The 17749-nt window shown below is 73.3% G+C and carries 18 protein-coding genes; 8 read left to right on the top strand and 10 right to left on the bottom strand.

Going from position 1 to position 17749, the window contains the following annotated elements; all coding sequences use genetic code 11:
* Positions 1-124: 124 nt before the first annotated feature.
* Genes ACFV2S_RS26385 through pdhA form a run of 3 tightly spaced genes read right to left on the bottom strand, consistent with a single transcriptional unit; the run spans position 125 to position 3716 of the window.
* Entirely contained in the window at positions 125-1510 is a 1386-nt protein-coding gene (locus tag ACFV2S_RS26385) for a dihydrolipoamide acetyltransferase family protein (protein WP_385563856.1), read from the bottom strand.
* Positions 1510-2556 carry an alpha-ketoacid dehydrogenase subunit beta gene (locus ACFV2S_RS26380; protein ID WP_385563853.1) on the bottom strand — a complete coding sequence of 349 codons (1047 nt, stop codon included), beginning with the start codon at positions 2554-2556 and terminating at the stop codon, positions 1510-1512. The genes ACFV2S_RS26385 and ACFV2S_RS26380 overlap by 1 nt, the downstream gene beginning before the upstream one ends.
* Positions 2556-3716 (bottom strand): pyruvate dehydrogenase (acetyl-transferring) E1 component subunit alpha, encoded by a 1161-nt coding sequence (gene pdhA / locus ACFV2S_RS26375; RefSeq protein WP_385564075.1) that lies wholly within the window; start codon positions 3714-3716, stop codon positions 2556-2558. The genes ACFV2S_RS26380 and pdhA overlap by 1 nt, the downstream gene beginning before the upstream one ends.
* Positions 3717-3908: 192 nt before the next feature.
* Between pdhA and ACFV2S_RS26370 the strand changes: the two genes are divergently transcribed.
* Positions 3909-4433, top strand: coding sequence for an Lrp/AsnC family transcriptional regulator (locus ACFV2S_RS26370; RefSeq protein ID WP_385564073.1), 525 nt, complete (start codon positions 3909-3911; stop codon positions 4431-4433).
* A gap of 198 nt (positions 4434-4631) precedes the next feature.
* Here the strand turns inward: ACFV2S_RS26370 and ACFV2S_RS26365 are convergent, their stop codons facing one another.
* Positions 4632-5225, bottom strand: a complete 594-nt coding sequence (locus ACFV2S_RS26365) for a TetR/AcrR family transcriptional regulator (protein WP_385563850.1) — start codon at positions 5223-5225, stop codon at positions 4632-4634.
* Entirely contained in the window at positions 5225-6808 is a 1584-nt protein-coding gene (locus ACFV2S_RS26360) for a 3-hydroxyacyl-CoA dehydrogenase (RefSeq protein ID WP_385563847.1), read from the bottom strand. The genes ACFV2S_RS26365 and ACFV2S_RS26360 overlap by 1 nt, the downstream gene beginning before the upstream one ends.
* A gap of 124 nt (positions 6809-6932) precedes the next feature.
* On the opposite strand from ACFV2S_RS26360, the gene paaN reads away from it, so the two are divergent.
* Positions 6933-8630, top strand: a complete 1698-nt coding sequence (gene paaN, locus ACFV2S_RS26355; RefSeq protein WP_385563844.1) for a phenylacetic acid degradation protein PaaN — start codon at positions 6933-6935, stop codon at positions 8628-8630.
* 105 nt (positions 8631-8735) lie between these two features.
* Here paaN and ACFV2S_RS26350 read toward each other — a convergent pair whose 3' ends face one another.
* Genes ACFV2S_RS26350 through ACFV2S_RS26340 form a run of 3 tightly spaced genes read right to left on the bottom strand, consistent with a single transcriptional unit; the run spans position 8736 to position 11499 of the window.
* A complete protein-coding gene (locus ACFV2S_RS26350; RefSeq protein ID WP_267259177.1) occupies positions 8736-9398 on the bottom strand; it encodes a TrmH family RNA methyltransferase in 663 nt (220 codons plus the stop codon).
* Complete coding sequence (locus ACFV2S_RS26345; protein WP_385563841.1) at positions 9395-10636, bottom strand: HTTM domain-containing protein; 1242 nt, start codon at positions 10634-10636, stop codon at positions 9395-9397. The genes ACFV2S_RS26350 and ACFV2S_RS26345 overlap by 4 nt, the downstream gene beginning before the upstream one ends.
* Complete coding sequence (locus tag ACFV2S_RS26340) at positions 10633-11499, bottom strand: DUF5819 family protein (RefSeq protein WP_385563839.1); 867 nt, start codon at positions 11497-11499, stop codon at positions 10633-10635. Before ACFV2S_RS26340 ends, ACFV2S_RS26345 begins: the two co-directional genes overlap by 4 nt.
* Positions 11500-11611: 112 nt before the next feature.
* Here ACFV2S_RS26340 and paaA point away from each other — a divergent pair, with 112 nt between their 5' ends.
* The 6 genes from paaA to ACFV2S_RS26310 all read left to right on the top strand — a co-directional run bounded on the left by paaA (position 11612) and on the right by ACFV2S_RS26310 (position 16511).
* The gene (paaA, locus tag ACFV2S_RS26335; RefSeq protein WP_385563836.1) at positions 11612-12628 is read left to right on the top strand and encodes a 1,2-phenylacetyl-CoA epoxidase subunit PaaA; all 1017 of its coding nucleotides are present in this window, start codon (positions 11612-11614) and stop codon (positions 12626-12628) included.
* Entirely contained in the window at positions 12625-12912 is a 288-nt protein-coding gene (gene paaB / locus ACFV2S_RS26330; RefSeq protein ID WP_030692422.1) for a 1,2-phenylacetyl-CoA epoxidase subunit PaaB, read from the top strand. Before paaA ends, paaB begins: the two co-directional genes overlap by 4 nt.
* Entirely contained in the window at positions 12909-13637 is a 729-nt protein-coding gene (gene paaC / locus ACFV2S_RS26325; RefSeq protein ID WP_385563833.1) for a 1,2-phenylacetyl-CoA epoxidase subunit PaaC, read from the top strand. The genes paaB and paaC overlap by 4 nt, the downstream gene beginning before the upstream one ends.
* A complete protein-coding gene (gene paaD, locus ACFV2S_RS26320) occupies positions 13631-14128 on the top strand; it encodes a 1,2-phenylacetyl-CoA epoxidase subunit PaaD (protein ID WP_383785432.1) in 498 nt (165 codons plus the stop codon). The genes paaC and paaD overlap by 7 nt, the downstream gene beginning before the upstream one ends.
* Positions 14129-15217: a 2Fe-2S iron-sulfur cluster-binding protein gene (locus ACFV2S_RS26315; protein WP_385563828.1), complete on the top strand. Its 1089-nt coding sequence runs from the start codon at positions 14129-14131 to the stop codon at positions 15215-15217.
* A 160-nt stretch (positions 15218-15377) separates the two neighbouring features.
* Positions 15378-16511 carry an acyl-CoA dehydrogenase family protein gene (locus ACFV2S_RS26310; protein ID WP_385563826.1) on the top strand — a complete coding sequence of 378 codons (1134 nt, stop codon included), beginning with the start codon at positions 15378-15380 and terminating at the stop codon, positions 16509-16511.
* Between the two features lie 15 nt (positions 16512-16526).
* Here the strand turns inward: ACFV2S_RS26310 and ACFV2S_RS26305 are convergent, their stop codons facing one another.
* Both ACFV2S_RS26305 and ACFV2S_RS26300 read right to left on the bottom strand, forming a co-directional pair.
* Positions 16527-16871, bottom strand: a complete 345-nt coding sequence (locus ACFV2S_RS26305; protein ID WP_385563823.1) for a rhodanese-like domain-containing protein — start codon at positions 16869-16871, stop codon at positions 16527-16529.
* Between the two features lie 54 nt (positions 16872-16925).
* Positions 16926-17681 carry a hypothetical protein gene (locus ACFV2S_RS26300; RefSeq protein ID WP_383785419.1) on the bottom strand — a complete coding sequence of 252 codons (756 nt, stop codon included), beginning with the start codon at positions 17679-17681 and terminating at the stop codon, positions 16926-16928.
* Positions 17682-17749 lie beyond the last annotated feature (68 nt).

Below are 17749 nucleotides of genomic sequence, written 5' to 3'. Positions count from 1 at the left end.
GCCGGGCCGCCCGCCTTCGACGTGCGGACGGCCACGGCGACCGGCCTCTCCGGCGGGGCCGCGCACCGCTGGTCGCACCCGTCGGGCACGGCCCATCGGGTGCGACCGTGCGGAGCAGGACGCGTCAGACCGTGCGGAGCAGGACCGCCGGCTGCTCGACGCAGTCCGCCACGTACCGCAGGAAGCCGCCGGCCGTGCCGCCGTCGCAGACGCGGTGGTCGAAGGTGAGCGAGAGCTGCACCACCTGACGGACGGCCAGTTCGCCCTGGTGCACCCAGGGCTTGGGGATGATCCGGCCGACCCCGAGCATGGCCGCCTCGGGGTGGTTGATGATCGGCGTGGAGCCGTCGACCCCGAACACCCCGTAGTTGTTGAGGGTGAACGTGCCACCGGTCAGATCGGCCGGGGTGATCGCGCCCTGCCGGGCCGCCTCGGTGAGCCGGGCGAACTCCTCGGTCAGCGACTCGGCCGTCCGGGCCCCGGCGTCCTTGACGACGGGGACGACGAGCCCGCGCGGGGTCTGGGCGGCGAAGCCTAGGTGCACGGACGGCAGCCGGACGATCTCGCGAGCGGCGGTGTCCACCGTCGAGTTGAGCTCGGGGAACCGGGCCAGGGCGTGCGCGCAGATGCGCGCGAGGAGCGCGAGCAGCGAGATCTTCGGTCCGCCGGCCGCGTTCATCGCGGCGCGGGCCGCCATCAACTCGGTCGCGTCGGCGTCGACCCAGCAGGTCGCGTCGGGGATCTCGGTGCGGCTCCGGGACAGCTTGTCCGCCACCACGCCACGGACCCCGCGCAGCGGCACCCGCTCACCGGCCGGTGCGGCGACCGCCACGGCGGGGGCGGCCGCCGGGGTGGCGGCGGGCCGCTCCAGGGCCGCGAGGGCCAGCTCGACGTCGGCCCGCAGGATCAGCCCCTCGGGTCCGGATCCCCGCACTTCCCGCAGGTCGAGGCCCCGGTCCCGGGCCAGCTTCCGCACGAGCGGCGAGATGACGGGCACGGGCCCGGCGGACGCCGGAACCGGCGCCGCGACGGGGGCGGCGACGGAGACAGGAGCGGCGGAGACAGGAGTGGCGGATACGGGCGCAGCGGCGGCCGCCGGATCCGCGTGCCGCACCCGGCGGCGCCGGGCGGCGGGCTCGGCCGTGCCGTAGCCGACGAGCACGTTGCCCGAGTACTCCGACGAGACGGCGGAGGCGGCGTCGGCCGCTCCCGCCGTGGGCGCCGCTCCGGGAGCGGCCTCCGCGAGCTCCTCCGGCGCACCCGTGCCGCCGACGGCGACCGTCAGGAGCGGGGCGCCGACGGGCAGTTCGGTGCCCTCCTCGCCGTATCGGGCGGTGACGACACCGCCGTACGGGCAGGGCACCTCGACCATCGCCTTGGCCGTCTCGACCTCGACGACCGGCTGGTCGATGGCGACGACGTCGCCGACCGCGACCAGCCAGCGCACGATCTCGGCCTCGGTGAGTCCCTCACCGAGGTCGGGCAGCTTGAACTCCAGCACCTGTGCCATCAGCTCCCCGCCTCCCACTGCAGTCGCGCGACCGCGTCCAGGACCCGGTCCACGCCCGGCAGATGGTGCCGCTCCAGCATCGGCGGCGGGTACGGGATGTCGAAGCCCGCGACCCGCAGCACCGGCGCCTCCAGGTGGTGGAAGCAGCGCTCGGTCACGCGCGCGGCGATCTCCGCGCCGGGGCCGCCGAAGCCGGCCGACTCGTGGACGACGACCGCGCGGCCCGTGCGCCGCACCGAGGCGCAGACCGTCTCGTCGTCGAACGGCACGAGGGAGCGCAGGTCGACGACCTCCAGGTCCCAGCCCTCGGCCTGTGCGGCCTCCGCCGCCTCCAGGCAGACCGGCACGGAGGGACCGTAGGTGATCAGGGTGGCGCCGGTGCCCCGGCGCCGCACGACGGCCTTGCCGATCGGCTCGACGGCGGCGGGCGCCTCGGGGGACCAGTCGGACTTGGACCAGTAGAGCCGCTTGGGCTCCAGGAAGACCACCGGGTCGTCGGAGGCGATGGCCGCGCGGAGCAGCCCGTAGGCGTCCTCGACGGTGGCCGGGGTGACGACGTGCAGGCCCGGAGTGGCCGTGTAGTAGGCCTCGGAGGAGTCGCTGTGGTGCTCGACGCCGCCGATCCCGCCGCCGTACGGGACGCGGATGACGATCGGCATCGGCATCGCGCCGCGCGTCCGGTTCCGCATCTTCGCCACGTGCGAGATCAGCTGCTCGAACGCCGGGTACGCGAACGCGTCGAACTGCATCTCCACGACCGGCCGCAGGCCGTACATGGCCATGCCGACGGCCGCGCCGAGGATGCCCGCCTCGGCCAGCGGGGTGTCGGTGCAGCGGTCCTCGCCGAACTCCTTGGCGAGCCCGTCGGTGACCCGGAAGACGCCGCCGAGGGTGCCGACGTCCTCGCCCATCACATGGACGGTCGGGTCCTCGGCCATCGCGTCGCGCATGGCGCGCTGGAGCGCCTGCGCCATCGTGGCGGGCTTCGGCTTCCCGGCGTTCCCGCCGGTCCTGGCCGCCGCGGGGCCGGTCGTCGCGGTCGTCATCACGCCTCACCCTCGGCATCGAGCTCGGCGCGCAGCTGCGCCGCCTGTTCGCGCAGCTGTGTGGTCTGCTCCGCGTAGACGTGGGAGAAGAGTTCCATCGGGTCGAGCACCGGGTCGGCGTTCATCCGTTCGCGCAGCTCCGCCGCCATCGTCTCGGCGGCCTCGGCCGCCGCGCGCCTGCCGTCCTCGTCGAGCAGGCCGCGCTCCGTCAGTTCCCGTTCGAGCAGGAGGATCGGGTCGTGCGCCCGCCACGTCTCGACCTCGCCGGCCGCGCGGTAGCGGGTGGCGTCGTCGGCGTTGGTGTGGGCGTCGATCCGGTACGTGACGGCCTCGACGAGGGTGGGTCCGCCGCCGCGCCGGGCGCGGGCCACGGCCTCGGTGAGGACCTGGTGGACGGCGACCGCGTCGTTGCCGTCGACGAGCCGGCCCGGCATCCCGTATCCGACGGCCTTGTGGGCGAGGGAGGGGGCCGCGGTCTGCTTGGCGAGCGGCACGGAGATCGCGAAGCCGTTGTTCTGGACGAGGAAGACCACGGGGGCCTGCCAGACGGCGGCGAAGTTCAGCGCCTCGTGGAAGTCGCCCTCGCTGGTGCCGCCGTCGCCGACCATGGCGAGCGCGACGACGTCGTCGCCCTTGAGGCGGGCGGCGTGGGCGAGGCCCACCGCGTGCGGGAGCTGGGTGGCCAGCGGGGTGCAGAGCGGCGCGATGCGGTGCTCGCGCGGGTCGTACCCGGTGTGCCAGTCGCCGCGCAGGAGGGTCAGCGCCTGGACGGGGTCGAGGCCCCGGGCGACGGCCGCGAGGGTGTCGCGGTACGAGGGGAAGAGCCAGTCCTGCTCCTCCAGGGCGAGGGCGGCGGCGATCTCGCACGCCTCCTGGCCCGTGGTGGACGGGTACACGGCGAGCCTGCCCTGCTTGGTGAGGGCGGTGGCCTGCGTGTTGTACCGGCGGCCGCGGATCAGCTCCGCGTAGAGCCGGAGCAGCAGCGCGGGGTCGGCGTCGGCCACGGCGTCCGTGCCGAGCACGCGCAGCGGCTCGGTCTCGGGCAGCAGCGGGGCGGGGTCGGTGCGGGGCTGCCACGCCGGCGGCGGGGTGTGCCGGTGGGCGGGAACGGCACCGGGCGGCTCTTGGACTGTCGAACTGCGCTGTTGCAACGAGTCCACCTCCTCGTGGGAGCGGGCATAAGACCCGAAGGCGGGTGGCGCGAGTGTGGCGCGCCTCACCTACCGATTGTTCGGTCGTGGAGGCATTTTGGCTACAGGCACCTCCAGCCTGTGGACAAACGGTTCTCCACAGCCTGGGATAAGGGCAGGTCGTCCACGGGAGAGAGGCGGGGGCACATGGCGGATGAACAAATGGCCGACGACTGGGAGCAGGTCGTCGCGCCGGCCCCGGGGGCGGGGCTCACCGGACCCCCGGCGCGCCCGCTGGACGCCATCGACCGCGACATCCTGCGGATCCTGCAGACGGACGGCCGCGCCTCGATCCGCTCCGTGGCCGAGCGGGTGCACGTCTCCCGGGCGAACGCGTACGCGCGCATCAACCGGCTCATCGACGACGGGGTGATCCGCGGCTTCAGCGCGCGCGTGAACCACGAGAGGGCGGGCCACGGAGCCTCCGCCTACATCACGCTCAAGATCGTCCAGAACTCCTGGCGGACGGTGCGCGAACAGCTCCAGGCCCTGCCGGGAGCCGCGCACATCGCCCTGGTCAGCGGCGACTTCGACGTCCTGCTGCTGGTCCACACGCCCGACAACAGGACCCTGCGGGAGCTGGTGCTCACCAAGCTCCAGTCGATCCCAGAGGTGCTCTCCACCCGGACCCTGCTGGTCTTCGAGGAGACCGACCTGGACCCGGACCACCGCGACCAGGGCCGCTGACCCCCGAGGGGGCCGTACGGGGGACGAGCGGGCCCACCGCAGCCGCCCCGGGGCCCGTACGGGGGACCAGCGGGCCGCTCCGGCCCGTACGAGCGCGGCGGGCCGCTTGCACGGCACCCCCGGCCCGTACGAGGGGGAACCCGGTCCCCGGCCCGTACGAGGAGGGGACACTTCCGGCCCCCGGGCCCGTACGACGGCTCAGCGGGCCGTCCGCAGCCCGTCGAAGGCCAGGTGGACGACGGTCTCGGCGAGCTGCTCCCGCTCCGCCGTCGCGTCCGGGTGCGGGCGGTACCACTCCACCAGCGAGTTGATCATTCCGAAGAGCAGCCGGGTCGCGAGCCGGATGTCCACGTCGGCCCGCAGGTCGCCCTCGGCGGCGGCGGCCTTCAGCAGATCGGCCACCTTGTGGTCGAACTCGCGGCGCCGCTCCATCGCCCACCGCTCGGTGGCCGTGTTGCCGCGCACGCGCAGCAGCAGCGTCACGTACGGCAGCTCCGCGATCAGCACCTCGACGGTGCGGCGCGTGACGTACTCGACCCGCTCGACGGCCCGGCCGCGCCCGGCGCCCGGCTCCTCGAGGATCGCGAAGAGCCCGTCGAGCGCGCGGCTGACCGCCCGCCGCAGCAGCTCCTCCTTGCCGGAGACGTGGTGGTAGATCGAGGACTTCGAGATGCCGGCGGCCTTGGAGAGGTGCTCCATCGAGGTGCCGTCGTAGCCGCGCTCGTTGAAGACCCGCACCGCGACCGAGAGCAGCGTCTCGGGGGTGTACGTGTCGCGCTTCGCCGTGGTCATCAGGAGTCCCGCCCTTCCTCGGCGTATCCCCGGCGCGCGGTGGCCAGGCTGGGCGCGTACCGCCCCGTCGGGTAGCGCGTGTGCAGCTCGCCGAGCAGGTCCCGCACGCGCGCGTGCCCCACCTGCGCGGCCCACTCCAGCGGGCCGACGGGGTAGTTGACCCCGAGCCGCATCGCGGTGTCCACGTCCTCGGCGGTGGCGACGCCCCGGGCGACGGCGTCGGCGGCGAGGTCGGCGAGCATCGCGACCGTACGGGCGACGATCATGCCGGGCACGTCGCCGATCACGGACACCGTCTTGCCGAGCGCCTGGAAGAGGCCCACGGCCTCGGCGAGGGACTCGGCCGAGGTGTCCTCGCCGGTCGACAGGACGATCCGCGTCGCGCGCGCGTAGTCCAGGGCGAGGTCGAAGTAGATGATCTCCTCGCCGCAGTACTCGAAGGCGGTCTCGCCGTCGGCGAGACCGAGCCGGGCGCCGCCGGGCAGCTGGACGTACCCCTGGCCGCCCTTGCGCCGGACCTTGATCCCGGCCTCCTCGAAGAGCCCGGTCAGGGGCTCGGCGGGCCCCAGGTCGCCCCGTACGACGATCCGCTCCGGCGCCTCGGCCGGCTCCGCGGTGTGCGGCTCGGGACGCTCGGCGCCCTCCGCGTACGAGAACCAGCCGTGCCCCGACTTGCGGCCGAGGCGGCCCGACTCGACGAGCCGGCGCTGGGCGAGCGAGGGGGTGAACTTCGGGTCCTGGTGGAAGGACTCCCAGACCGAGCGGGTGACGGCCTCGTTCACGTCCTGGCCGATGAGGTCGGTCAGCTCGAAGGGCCCCATGCGGAAGCCGCCGCACTCGCGCAGGGCCGCGTCGATGGTGGCGGGATCGGCCGCGCCCTCCTCGAAGACCCGGAGCGCCTCGGCGTAGAAGGGGCGGGCGACCCGGTTCACGATGAAGCCGGGGGTGTCCGCGCAGCGCACCGGCGTCTTGCCCCAGCCCTCGACCGTCCCGTACGCGCGCGTGGCGACGTCCGGGTCGGTGGCGAAGCCGCTGACGACCTCGACGAGGGGGAGCAGCGGCGCCGGGTTGAAGAAGTGCAGTCCGACGAACCGGCCGGGCAGGCGCAGCCCTCCCGCGATGGCGGTGACGGAGAGCGAGGAGGTGTTGGTGGCGAGGACGGTGTCGTCGCCGACGATCTTCTCCAGGTCGGCGAAGAGCCGCTGCTTCACGGAGAGGTCCTCGACGATCGCCTCGATCACCAGGGCGGCGTCCGCGAGCTCGGCGGGGTCCTCGGCCGCGTGCAGCCGGCCGACGGCGGCCTCCCGTGCGGCGGCGTCGAGCCGGCCCTTCTCCACGAGCCGGTCGAGGCGGGAGGTGAGGGCCGCGACGGCCTCGGCGGCCCGTCCGGGAGCGCTGTCGTAGAGGCGCACGGGGTGGCCGGCGACCAGCGCGACCTGGGCGATGCCCTGGCCCATGGTCCCGGTGCCCACGACGGCGACGGTCCGGTCCCGTCCGACGGCTGCGGTGCTGTCCTGTTCCACGGCGGCGGTCTCACTGGCGGTCACGTCGTCGCTCCCCCTGACGGTCACGTTGGCGCTCATAGGAGTGATCCTCCCCGATGGGTTTTCCACAGGATCGACGGACCCCCTTGCCCCGACCGATCGTTCGGTTACTCTAACTCCGTACGCGTCTCCCTGCCCAGCTCGACGAGGAGTTGGTCCATCCATGGCCACCGCTCAGCTGACCACCGACCGTCTGGCCGAGAAGCACCGGTCCACGCTCGACCAGGCGCTCGACACCATCCGCAGCCGCGCCTACTGGTCGCCGTACCCCGAGCACCCCAAGGCGTACGGCGCGGACGGCTCGCTCGACGCGGCGGCGGGTCTCGCCGCCCACCAGTCCCAGCTCGACACCCGCTTCGACCTCGACCAGCCCGGCACGGACGGCTGGACCGGCGGCGAGACCTCGCCGTACGGCCCGTCCCTCGGCATCGAGTACCCGCACGCCGACCTCGACGTGCTGCTCCCCGCGATGCGCGCGGGCATGGGCGCCTGGCGGGACGCCGGCGCCGAGACCCGCGCGCTGGTCTGCCTGGAGATCCTCGCCCGGATCTCCGCCCGCACCCACGAGTTCGCGCACGCCGTCATGCACACCAGCGGACAGGCGTTCATGATGGCGTTCCAGGCCGGCGGCCCGCACGCCCAGGACCGCGGCCTGGAGGCCGTGGCCTACGCGTATGCGGAGCAGACCCGCACGCCCGCCGGCCGGGCCGGCTGGTCCAAGCCGCAGGGCAAGCGCGACCCCCTGGAGCTCAGCAAGGAGTTCACCCCGGTCGGCCGCGGCATCGCCCTGGTCATCGGGTGCAACACCTTCCCCACGTGGAACGGCTACCCGGGCCTGTTCGCCTCCCTCGCCACCGGAAACCCGGTCCTCGTCAAGCCGCACCCGCGCGCCGTCCTGCCGCTCGCGCTGACCGTGAAGGTCGCCCGCGAGGTGCTCGCCGAGTCCGGCTTCGACCCGAACCTGGTCGCGCTCGCCGTCGAGCGGCCCGGCGAGGGCATCGCCAAGACGCTGGCCGTCCGCCCGGAGATCCGGATCATCGACTACACCGGTTCCACCGCCTTCGGCGACTGGCTGGAGGCCAACGCCCGGCAGGCCCAGGTCTACACCGAGAAGGCCGGCGTCAACACCGTCGTGGTCGACTCCACCGACGACTACAAGGGGATGCTGGCCAACCTGGCCTTCTCGCTCTCCCTGTACAGCGGCCAGATGTGCACCACCCCGCAGAACCTGCTGATCCCCCGCGACGGCATCACCACCGACCAGGGCCCCCGGTCGTACGACGAGGTCGTCGCCGACCTCGCGGCGGCGGTCGGCGGCCTGCTCGGCGACGACGCCCGGGCGAACGGCCTGCTCGGCGCCCTGGTCAACCCGGACGTGAAGGCGCGCCTCGAGGCCGCCGCCGGACTCGGCGAGGTCGCGCTCGCCTCCCGCGAGGTGGTCAACCCGGAGTACCCGGATGCCGTGGTCCGCACGCCGGTCATCGTGAAGCTCGACGGCTCCAAGCCGGACGCCCAGGCCGCGTACTTCTCGGAGTGCTTCGGCCCGGTCTCCTTCGCCGTCTCGGTGGACTCCACCGCCGACGCCCTGGAGCTGCTGCGCCGCACGGTCCGCGAGAAGGGCGCCATGACGGTCGGCGCCTACACGACCTCGCCGGACACCGAGCGCGCGGTGGAGGAGGTCTGCCTGGAGGAGTCGGCCCAGCTCTCGCTGAACCTCACGGGCGGGGTGTACGTGAACCAGACGGCCGCGTTCTCCGACTTCCACGGCTCCGGCGGAAACCCGGCGGCGAACGCCGCGCTGTGCGACGGCGCCTTCGTCTCCAACCGCTTCCGCGTGGTGGAGGTCCGCCGCCAGGCCTGATCCACCGTGCCGCGTGGGGGCCCTCCGGGGCCTCCACGCGGGCTCCGGGCGTCCGGCGGCGTTACGGCGGGGGGCCTCCACGCGGGCCCCGGGCGTCCGGCGGCGTTACGGCGCCTCGATCTCCGCGTACCGCTGCACCCATGCGTGCATGGCGATCGCGGCCGCCGCACCCGCGTTGATCGACCGCGTCGAGCCGAACTGGGCGATCGAGCAGACCATCTCCACGTGGGCGCGGGCCTCCTCGGTGAGCCCCGGGCCCTCCTGCCCGAAGAGCAGCACACAGCGGCGGGGCAGCACGGTCCGCTCCAGCGGGACCGCGCCCGGCAGGTTGTCGATCCCGATGACGGGGATGCCCTCGGCCGCGGCCCACGAGGTCAGCGACGCGGTGTCCGGGTGGTGCCGGACGTGCTGGTAGCGGTCGGTGACCATGGCGCCCCGCCGGTTCCAGCGGCGCCGGCCCACGATGTGGACCTCCTTCGCCAGGAAGGCGTTGGCGGTCCGCACCACGGAGCCGATGTTGAAGTCGTGGCCCCAGTTCTCCACCGCCACGTGGAAGTCGTGGCGCCGGGTGTCCAGGTCCGCGACGACCGCCTCGCGCGTCCAGTACCGGTAGCGGTCCACGACGTTGCGCCGGTCGCCGCCGGCCAGCAGCTCGGGGTCGTACCGCTCGTCCCGCGGCCACGGCTCCGGGTGCGGCCCGACGCCGATCTCGGGGCCGAACCCCTCGTCGTACTGGACCGGCTCGGGCTGTTCTTCCGTGGTGCTCACCCGACGAGGGTACGGGGACCGTGCTCCTCACCCGTACGGCGCTGCTCGGGCAGCGCTCCCGCCGGAGTCCGCCGGAGCAGCCGGTCCCTGCCCCGGACCACCTGGGCTCCCAGCGCCACCAGGAACGCCGTCGGCAGGAACACCGCGTCGGCGGAGATCATCGCCATCGAGAAGACCGGCAGTCCGAGGAGCACCGCGATCCCGGCGTGCTCCAGCATCATCACGACCAGCAGGACGTTCTTGACCTTGCGGTTGAAGAGCGTGAAGGGGAAGGCGACCTGGACGATCACCGTGCCGTACGTCAGCAGCATCACCATGATCCCGCTGGCGCCGAGCAGGTCGGAGAGGCCCGGCCAGGGCGAGAAGTAGTCCAGGTGGAGCGGGTAGAACAGCGCCGTGCCGTCCTGCCAGCGCGAGCCCTGGATCTTGTACCAGCCGGCCGTGGAGTAGATCAGGCAGACCTCGACCATGAGCACGAGCAGGACGCCGTTGTGGGCGAGGTTGGCGAGCGCGTCGAGCAGGGTGCGGGGCTCCCCGGGCGCGAGGCGGCACACCAGCCACCACAGGCCGTTCCCGAGCCACAGCACCCACAGCAGCACCGGCATCCACCACTCGCCGGAGACGTCGCTGAACCAGGTCGCGGCGAGCAGGAAGCCCCCGAGCACGACCCACAGCAGCGGTCCGACGACATCGCGGCGCGGCGGCTCCCCGGCGCCGGCCGCACGGGCCTCGCGGGCCGCCCTCCGGGCGTCGAGCGACCAGACCCGGCCGCAGCGGGTGAACACGAGGTAGATCGCCGCGAGGTGGAGGACGTTGTCGCCGCCGTCGCCGACGAAGACGGACCGGTTCTGCAGCGAGAGCACGCCGACCATGAAGACCACGGACACGGCCCGGGTCCGCCAGCCCACCAGGAGCAGTACGGCGGAGAGCGCCGCGAGCGCGTAGACGACCTCGAACCAGAGCCGGCCGTCCGACCACATGAGAACCGTGAAGGCCCGGTTGTCGGCGATCAGCGCGCGCGCCATCTCCCAGGACCAGGGCGAGTCGGGGCCGTACAGCTGGTGCCGGTACGGCAGCTCGCGCAGCAGGAAGACCAGCCAGGTCAGCGAGAAGCCGATCCGTACGATCGCGCTCTGGTACGGGGCGAGGGTGCGGCCCGTGACGGTCTGCACGCCCCGGGCGAGGCGGCGGTCGAGGGGCTCGCGGGCACGCGCGGGCGTGGCGGGGGAGATGCTCATCGGCCCGCCTCCGTGCGGCTCGTGCCGGCGCCGGCGGACCGGTCGGCCTCGGTGACGTTCCACCACGGGAAGGCGCGGTAGCCGGGGGTGGTCCGGTTCTTCTCGGTGCTCCAGCGGGCGGCGGGGACGGGCCGGGAGACGGTGCGGAGCTGGATGCGCCGCGTCTCGGGGCCGAGGGCCCGTCCGTCGGGGCCTTCGAGGGCGTCGAGCCTGAGCACCGCGAGCCGGCGCATGTACTGCTCCGCGAGGGTGGCGCGCAGCCCGGTGGCCCGCTGGCCCTCGGGGTGCGTGTTGACGTAGTAGTCCACGGCCCTGCGGAGCTGGTTCTGCTGCGTGTGGCTGGGCAGGGGGTTGTACCGGATCGCCTCGATGTCCTGGGCGGTGAGGTCGATCCAGCCGGTGGTGCGGCTGGAGCCGTCGGCGGTGACGGTCTCGGCGCGGACCTCGACGGAGATGTTCGTCTGGAGCGGATTGGGCGCGAAGAGCTTCCAGTTCTGCTCGAACTCGGGGTAGATCCAGTCGCCGACCGCCTCGCCGTGCCGCTTGGTCAGCGTGTTGGACGGGGCCACGTGCAGGAACACCATCGCCAGGTGGACGCAGGCGAACACCGCGGCGACGGCGAGCGCCACCGCGACGACGACCTGGTACGGCAGCGAGAGGGCCATGATCCCGGCACCTGCCCCCTGGGCGGGTGCTCCCGGGGCCTCGTGGGGAGCGGTCGACGGGCCCTCGTGGGGAGCGGTCGGCGGGTCCTCGGGAGGGGCTGCCTGCGGGTCTTCCGGCGGGGCCGCCTGCGGGTCCTCGGGGGGTCTCCGCCCCTTGTCGCTCACCTCGACCGCGTCCTTTTCGACGTACGCGTCCATCCCGCCCCGATCCCCATCGGCCCACCTCGGTTATCCACAGGGTTGACACCATACGGGCCGCCGACCCACCATTGAAGTCATTCAACCGAACGATCGGTCGGTAGGGGGTCTGATGACCGCAGTGACGGCAGAGACGGCAGGGACCACGGGCACGCCCGGCGTGTCGGACACGGCCGCGGCGGCCGAGCAGGCCGCCTTCGAGGCCGTGTTCGACGCCGCCGTCGCCGCCGACGAGCGGATCGAGCCGCGCGACTGGATGCCCGAGGCCTACCGCGCCTCCCTCGTCCGGCAGATCGCGCAGCACGCCCACTCCGAGATCATCGGCATGCAGCCGGAGGCGAACTGGATCACCCGGGCCCCCTCCCTGCGGCGCAAGGCCATCCTCATGGCCAAGGTGCAGGACGAGGCCGGCCACGGCCTGTACCTGTACAGCGCGGCGGAGACCCTCGGCACCAGCCGCGACGAGCTGCTCGACAAGCTCCACTCCGGCCGCCAGAAGTACTCCTCGATCTTCAACTACCCCACGCTGACCTGGGCCGACGTCGGCGCGATCGGCTGGCTGGTCGACGGCGCGGCCATCACCAACCAGGTCCCCCTCTGCCGCTGCTCCTACGGCCCGTACGCCCGCGCGATGGTCCGGGTCTGCAAGGAGGAGTCCTTCCACCAGCGCCAGGGGTACGAGGCCCTGCTCGCCCTCTCCCGCGGCACCGACGCCCAGCACGCCATGGCACAGGACGCGGTGGACCGCTGGTGGTGGCCCTCGCTCATGATGTTCGGCCCGCCGGACGACGAGTCGACGCACACCGCCCAGGCGATGGCCTGGAAGATCAAGCGCCACTCCAACGACGAACTGCGCCAGCGCTTCGTCGACATCGCCGTGCCCCAGGCCGAGGCCCTCGGCCTCACCCTCCCCGACCCCGACATCCGGTGGAACGAGGAGCGCGGGCACTACGACTTCGGCCCCATCGACTGGGCCGAGTTCTGGGACGTCCTCAAGGGGAACGGCCCCTGCAACGACCAGCGCCTGAGCAGGCGGCGCGAGGCCCACGAAGACGGCGCCTGGGTCAGAGAAGCGGCGGCGGCCTACGCCGAGAAGCACACCGGAAAGCACGGGGAGGCACAGGCATGACGACCGACGGTTGGCCGCTGTGGGAGGTGTTCGTGCGCTCCCGCCGCGGACTGTCCCACACCCACGCGGGCAGTCTCCACGCACCCGACGCGGAGATGGCCCTGCGCAACGCCCGCGACCTGTACACCCGCCGGTCCGAAGGCGTGTCGATCTGGGTCGTCCCCTCGACGGCCATCACCGCCTCCTCGCCCGACGAGAAGGACCCCTTCTTCGAACCGGCCGCGGACAAGCCCTACCGCCACCCCACCTTCTACGAGATCCCGGAGGGGGTGAAGCACCTGTGACCGGCACCACCGACACCCGCACCGCCGCCGCGGCGCTCGCCCTCGGCGACGACGCCCTCGTCCTCTCCCACCGCCTGGGGGAGTGGGCCGGCTCCGCCCCCGTCCTGGAGGAGGAGGTCGCCCTGGCCAACATCGCCCTCGACCTCCTCGGCCAGGCCCGCGTCCTGCTCTCCCTCGTGGGCGACGAGGACGAACTGGCCTACCTCCGCGAGGAGCGCTCCTTCCGGAACAGCCAGCTGGTCGAGCAGCCCAACGGCGACTTCGCGCACACCATCGCCCGGCAGCTCTACTTCTCCACCTACCAGCGCCTCCTGTACGGGCAGCTGGCCTCCGGCGACGGCCCCTTCGCCGGCCTCGCGGCCAAGGCCGTCAAGGAGGTCGCCTACCACCAGGACCACGCCGAGCACTGGACCCTGCGCCTCGGCGACGGCACCCCCGAGAGCCACCAGCGGATGCAGCGCGCCTGCGACGCCCTCTGGCGGTACACCGGCGAACTGTTCCAGCCCGTCGACGGCCTCGACCTCGACCTCCCCGCCCTGGACACCGCCTGGCTCGACTCGGTCACCGGCGTCCTCGGCCGGGCCACGCTCACCGTGCCCTCCGGCCCCCGCACCGGCGCCTGGAGCGCCGGCGCCGGCCGCCAGGGCCTGCACACCGAGCCCTTCGGACGGATGCTCGCCGAGATGCAGCACCTGCACCGCAGCCACCCGGGGGCGACATGGTGACCATGACGGCCCTCGAAGAGGAACTGAGCCGCGTCGCCGGCTCCGTCCTCGATCCCGAGCTGCCCGTCCTCACCCTGGAGGAACTCGGCGTCATGCGGGGCGTGCAGGTCCTCGGCCCCGGCCGGGTCGAGGTCTCCCTCACCCCCACCTACACGGGCTGCCCCGCCATCGAGGCCATGTCCTCCGACATCGAGCAGGCCCTCCACGAGCACGGCGTACCGGACGTCACCGTCGTCACCGTCCTCGCCCCGGCCTGGTCCACCGACGACATCAGCGAGGAAGGGCGTCGCAAGCTCACCGAGTTCGGCATCGCCCCGCCCCGCCCCCAGGGACCCGCCGGCGGACCCGTGGCACTCACCCTGGCGATCCGCTGCCCCCACTGCGGATCCACCGACACCGAGCTCCTGAGCCGCTTCTCCTCCACCGCGTGCAAGGCACTGCGCCGCTGCACCGCCTGCCGCGAACCGTTCGACCACTTCAAGGAGTTGTAGATGGTGTCCTCAGCCTCCGGAAGGGCCGGATTCCATCCGCTCCGGGTGAGCGAGGTCGACCGCCTCACGGACGACTCCGTGGCCGTCACCTTCGCGGTCCCGCCCGAGCTCCACGAGGCGTACCGCCACCTCCCCGGCCAGCACCTCGCCCTGCGCCGCACGGACGAGCAGGGCGAGGAGATCCGGCGCACCTACTCGATCTGCGCCCCCGCCTCCCCGGCCGGCGAGCCCCCCGTCCTGCGCGTCGGCATCCGGCTCGTCGACGGCGGCTCGTTCTCCACGTACGCGCTCAAGGAGCTGGCCGTCGGCGACCTCGTCGAGGTCATGGAACCCATGGGCCGCTTCACGCTCGCCCCGCGCCCCGGCCACTTCGCCGCCGTCGTCGGCGGCAGCGGGATCACCCCGGTCCTCTCGATGGCGGCCACCCTGCTCGCCCGCGAGCCGGAGGCCAGGTTCTGCCTCATCCGCAGCGACCGCACCGCCTCGTCCACGATGTTCCTCGACGAGGTCGCCGACCTCAAGGACCGCTACCCCGACCGCTTCCAGCTGGTCACGGTGCTGTCCCGCGAGGAGCAGCAGGCCGGGCTGCCGTCCGGCCGCCTCGACCGCGAGCGGCTCGCCGGACTGCTGCCCGCGCTGCTGCCGGTCGACACGATCGACGGCTGGCTCCTCTGCGGCCCCTTCGGCCTGGTCCAGGGTGCCGAGCAGGCCCTGCGCGGCCTGGGAGTCGACCGCGGCCGGATCCACCAGGAGATCTTCCACGTCGACGACGGCTCCGCACCCGCCCCGGCCCCCGCGGCCGACGCCCCGGCGCACGCCACCCTGACGGCCACCCTCCACGGCCGGTCCGGGACCTGGCCGGTGGAGCGGGGCGAGACGCTGCTCGACACCGTGCTCCGCGCCCGGGCGGACGCCCCGTACGCCTGCAAGGGCGGGGTGTGCGGCACCTGCCGCGCGTTCCTCGTCGGCGGAGAGGTGCGGATGGACCGCAACTTCGCCCTGGAGCCGGAGGAGACGGAAGCCGGATACGTCCTGGCCTGCCAGTCCCATCCCGCCACCCCGGACGTGGAGCTGGACTTCGACCGCTGACGGTCCGAACGCCGACGGGCCCCGGGAACCGACGAGTTCGGGCCCGGCCCGGCGTCGGCGCCGCCCAAGTACGGGCGGCGCCGCCATTCCCTTCCCCTAGAACCTGTTCTATCTTGACGAACCGTCAGAGACACAGGGTCGGCAACGGGAAGGCAGCACCGTGGACTTCACCTTCACCGAAGAACAGCAGGCGGCCGTCGAAGCGGCCAAGGCAGTCTTCTCGGACGTCACGCCCGACGCGGTCCCCAGCCCCGCCCTCACCCCGGGCGCCGTAGCCGAGGACCTCGACCGCCCGCTCTGGGCCCGCCTCGCCGCCGCCGACCTCCTCGGCCTCACCCTGTCCCCCGAGCACGGCGGCGCAGGACTCGACCCCGTCGCCCTCTGCCTCGTCCTGCGCGAGTCCGCCCGCGTCCTCGCCCGCGTCCCGCTCCTGGAGACCAGCGCCGTCGCCCTCACCGTCGAGCGTCACGCCCACCCCCGTACCGCCGCGGCGCTCCTCCCCCGCGTCGCCCGCGGCGAACTCGTCCTCACCGCCGCCGCCCACGGACGCACCGGCCACGAACCCGCCGACCGGGCCGTCACCGCGCACCGCGACGGCACCGACTGGATCCTCGACGGAACCCAGACCGCCGTACCCTGGGCCCACTCCGCCGACGTCATCGCCGTCCCCGCCCGCACCGCCGAGGGCCGCGCCGTCCTCGCGCTGCTGCCCCGCACCCAGGACGGCCTCGACCTCACCGCCCAGTACTCCACCAGCGGCGAACTCCTCGCCGAACTGAACCTCGACGCCGTACGACTCGACGAAGCGGACGTCATCGACGCCGACGGCGTCTGGGCCCACCTGCGGGACATCCTCACCACCGGAACCTGCGCGCTCGCCCTCGGCCTCGGCGAGACCGTCCTCACCATGACGAGCCAGTACACCGGGAAACGCGAACAGTTCGGCCACCCCGTGGCCACGTTCCAGGCCGTCGCCGTCCAGGCCGCCGACCGCTACATCGACCTGCGCGCCATGGAGGCCACCCTCTGGCAGGCCGCCTGGCGCCTCACCGCCGACTCCGACGCGGCACTGCCCGTGGCGGGAGACATCGCCGTCGCCAAGATCTGGGCCTCCGAAGGGGTCCGCCGCGTGGTGCAGACCGCCCAGCACCTGCACGGCGGCTTCGGCGCCGACACCGACTACCCGCTGCACCGCTACCACGCCTGGGCCAAGCACCTCGAACTGTCGCTCGGCCCCGCCGCGGCCCACGAGGAGGCCCTCGGCGACCTGCTGGCCGCCCACCCCCTCGGCTGACGCCCCGCGGCGACGTCAGAGGACGAAGGCCGGGCTCCCGCCCTCCGCCACCATCGGACGCCCGGCACCGTCCCAGGCCAGCATCCCGCCGTCGATGTTCACCGCGTCGAAGCCCTGCTGCACCAGATACTGCGTGACCTGCGCCGAACGGCCACCCACCCGGCACATCACATAGGCGCGACCGCGCTCGGCCACGGCCTCCGTCACCTCACCGAAGCGCGCCACGAAACCGCTCATCGGCACGTGCAGCGCACCCTCGACATGACCGGCCTGCCACTCGTCGTCCTCCCTGACGTCCAGCACCAGGGCATCGGCCGGCACGGCAGCCGCGTCCACCGAGGGCAGCGGGGAGAAATTCATGGGACAGGCCTTCTCTCGTCAGTACCGCCCGAAGCACTCGGGCGCACGGAAAACCTACTGCACCAGCTCCGCCAGCTCGGTCTCCCGATCGGAGACCTGACCGAGCAGCTGCTCGGCGATCTCCTCCAGGAGCCGGTCCGGGTCGTCGGGCGCCATCCGCAGCATCGCGCCGATCGCGCTCTCCTCCAGCTCCCGGGCCAGCGCCGACAGCATGTCCTTGCGCTCGGCCAGCCACTCCAGACGCGCGTACAGCTCCTCGCTCTCGCTGAGCCGCTCCTCGGCCGGCACGGGACCGGCCTCCCACTCCGCGGAGAGCTCACGCAGCAGCGCCTCGTCGCCACGGGCGTAGGCGGCGTTCACCCGCGTGAGGAACTCCTCGCGCCGCTTCCGCTCGTCCTCCTCGCGCGCCAGATCGGGGTGCGCCTTGCGGACCAGCTCGCGGTAGAGCCTGCGGGCCTCCTCGGCGGGACGGACCCGCTTCGGCGGCTGCACCGGCCGGTCGGTGAGCATCGCGGCGGCCTCGGGGGAGAGCCCGTCGGCGTCGATCCACTCGTGGAACAGCTCGTCCACACCGGGCATCGGCAGCACGGCCGCCCGCGCCTCCTGGGCCCGCCGCAGATCCTCGGGGTCCCCGGTCCGCGCCGCCCGCGCCTCGGCGATCCGCGCGTCGAGCTCGTCGAGCCGCGCGTACATCGGGCCCAGCTTCTGGTGGTGCAGACGCGAGAAGTTCTCCACCTCGACCCGGAAGGTCTCGACGGCGATCTCGAACTCGATCAGCGCCTGCTCGGCCACCCGCACAGCCCGCTCCAACCGAGCCTCGGGCCGCTCGTCCCCAGTCCCAGCCCGCTCGGCCTGGGTCCCGGACTGCTCGGTCCCGG

Origin of the sequence: Streptomyces sp. NPDC059695, assembly GCF_042733785.1 — a bacterium.
Taxonomy (GTDB): Bacteria; Actinomycetota; Actinomycetes; order Streptomycetales; family Streptomycetaceae; genus Streptomyces.
The sequence above is the reverse complement of the archived record's forward strand: the minus strand, read 5'-3'. Positions and strand labels throughout refer to the sequence as shown.

What these genes read in the sequence shown, in the direction of transcription:
- ACFV2S_RS26315 (WP_385563828.1), top strand. Translation starts at nt 14,129, where the DNA reads ATGGTGTCCTCAGCCTCCGGAAGGGCCGGATTCCATCCGCTCCGGGTG.
- paaB (WP_030692422.1), top strand. Translation starts at nt 12,625, where the DNA reads ATGACGACCGACGGTTGGCCGCTGTGGGAGGTGTTCGTGCGCTCCCGC.
- ACFV2S_RS26345 (WP_385563841.1), bottom strand. Translation starts at nt 10,636, where the DNA reads ATGAGCATCTCCCCCGCCACGCCCGCGCGTGCCCGCGAGCCCCTCGAC.
- ACFV2S_RS26380 (WP_385563853.1), bottom strand. Translation starts at nt 2,556, where the DNA reads ATGACGACCGCGACGACCGGCCCCGCGGCGGCCAGGACCGGCGGGAAC.
- paaD (WP_383785432.1), top strand. Translation starts at nt 13,631, where the DNA reads ATGGTGACCATGACGGCCCTCGAAGAGGAACTGAGCCGCGTCGCCGGC.
- ACFV2S_RS26365 (WP_385563850.1), bottom strand. Translation starts at nt 5,225, where the DNA reads ATGACCACGGCGAAGCGCGACACGTACACCCCCGAGACGCTGCTCTCG.
- ACFV2S_RS26370 (WP_385564073.1), top strand. Translation starts at nt 3,909, where the DNA reads ATGGCCGACGACTGGGAGCAGGTCGTCGCGCCGGCCCCGGGGGCGGGG.
- ACFV2S_RS26340 (WP_385563839.1), bottom strand. Translation starts at nt 11,499, where the DNA reads ATGGACGCGTACGTCGAAAAGGACGCGGTCGAGGTGAGCGACAAGGGG.
- paaN (WP_385563844.1), top strand. Translation starts at nt 6,933, where the DNA reads ATGGCCACCGCTCAGCTGACCACCGACCGTCTGGCCGAGAAGCACCGG.
- ACFV2S_RS26385 (WP_385563856.1), bottom strand. Translation starts at nt 1,510, where the DNA reads ATGGCACAGGTGCTGGAGTTCAAGCTGCCCGACCTCGGTGAGGGACTC.
- paaA (WP_385563836.1), top strand. Translation starts at nt 11,612, where the DNA reads ATGACCGCAGTGACGGCAGAGACGGCAGGGACCACGGGCACGCCCGGC.
- ACFV2S_RS26360 (WP_385563847.1), bottom strand. Translation starts at nt 6,808, where the DNA reads ATGAGCGCCAACGTGACCGTCAGGGGGAGCGACGACGTGACCGCCAGT.
- ACFV2S_RS26305 (WP_385563823.1), bottom strand. Translation starts at nt 16,871, where the DNA reads ATGAATTTCTCCCCGCTGCCCTCGGTGGACGCGGCTGCCGTGCCGGCC.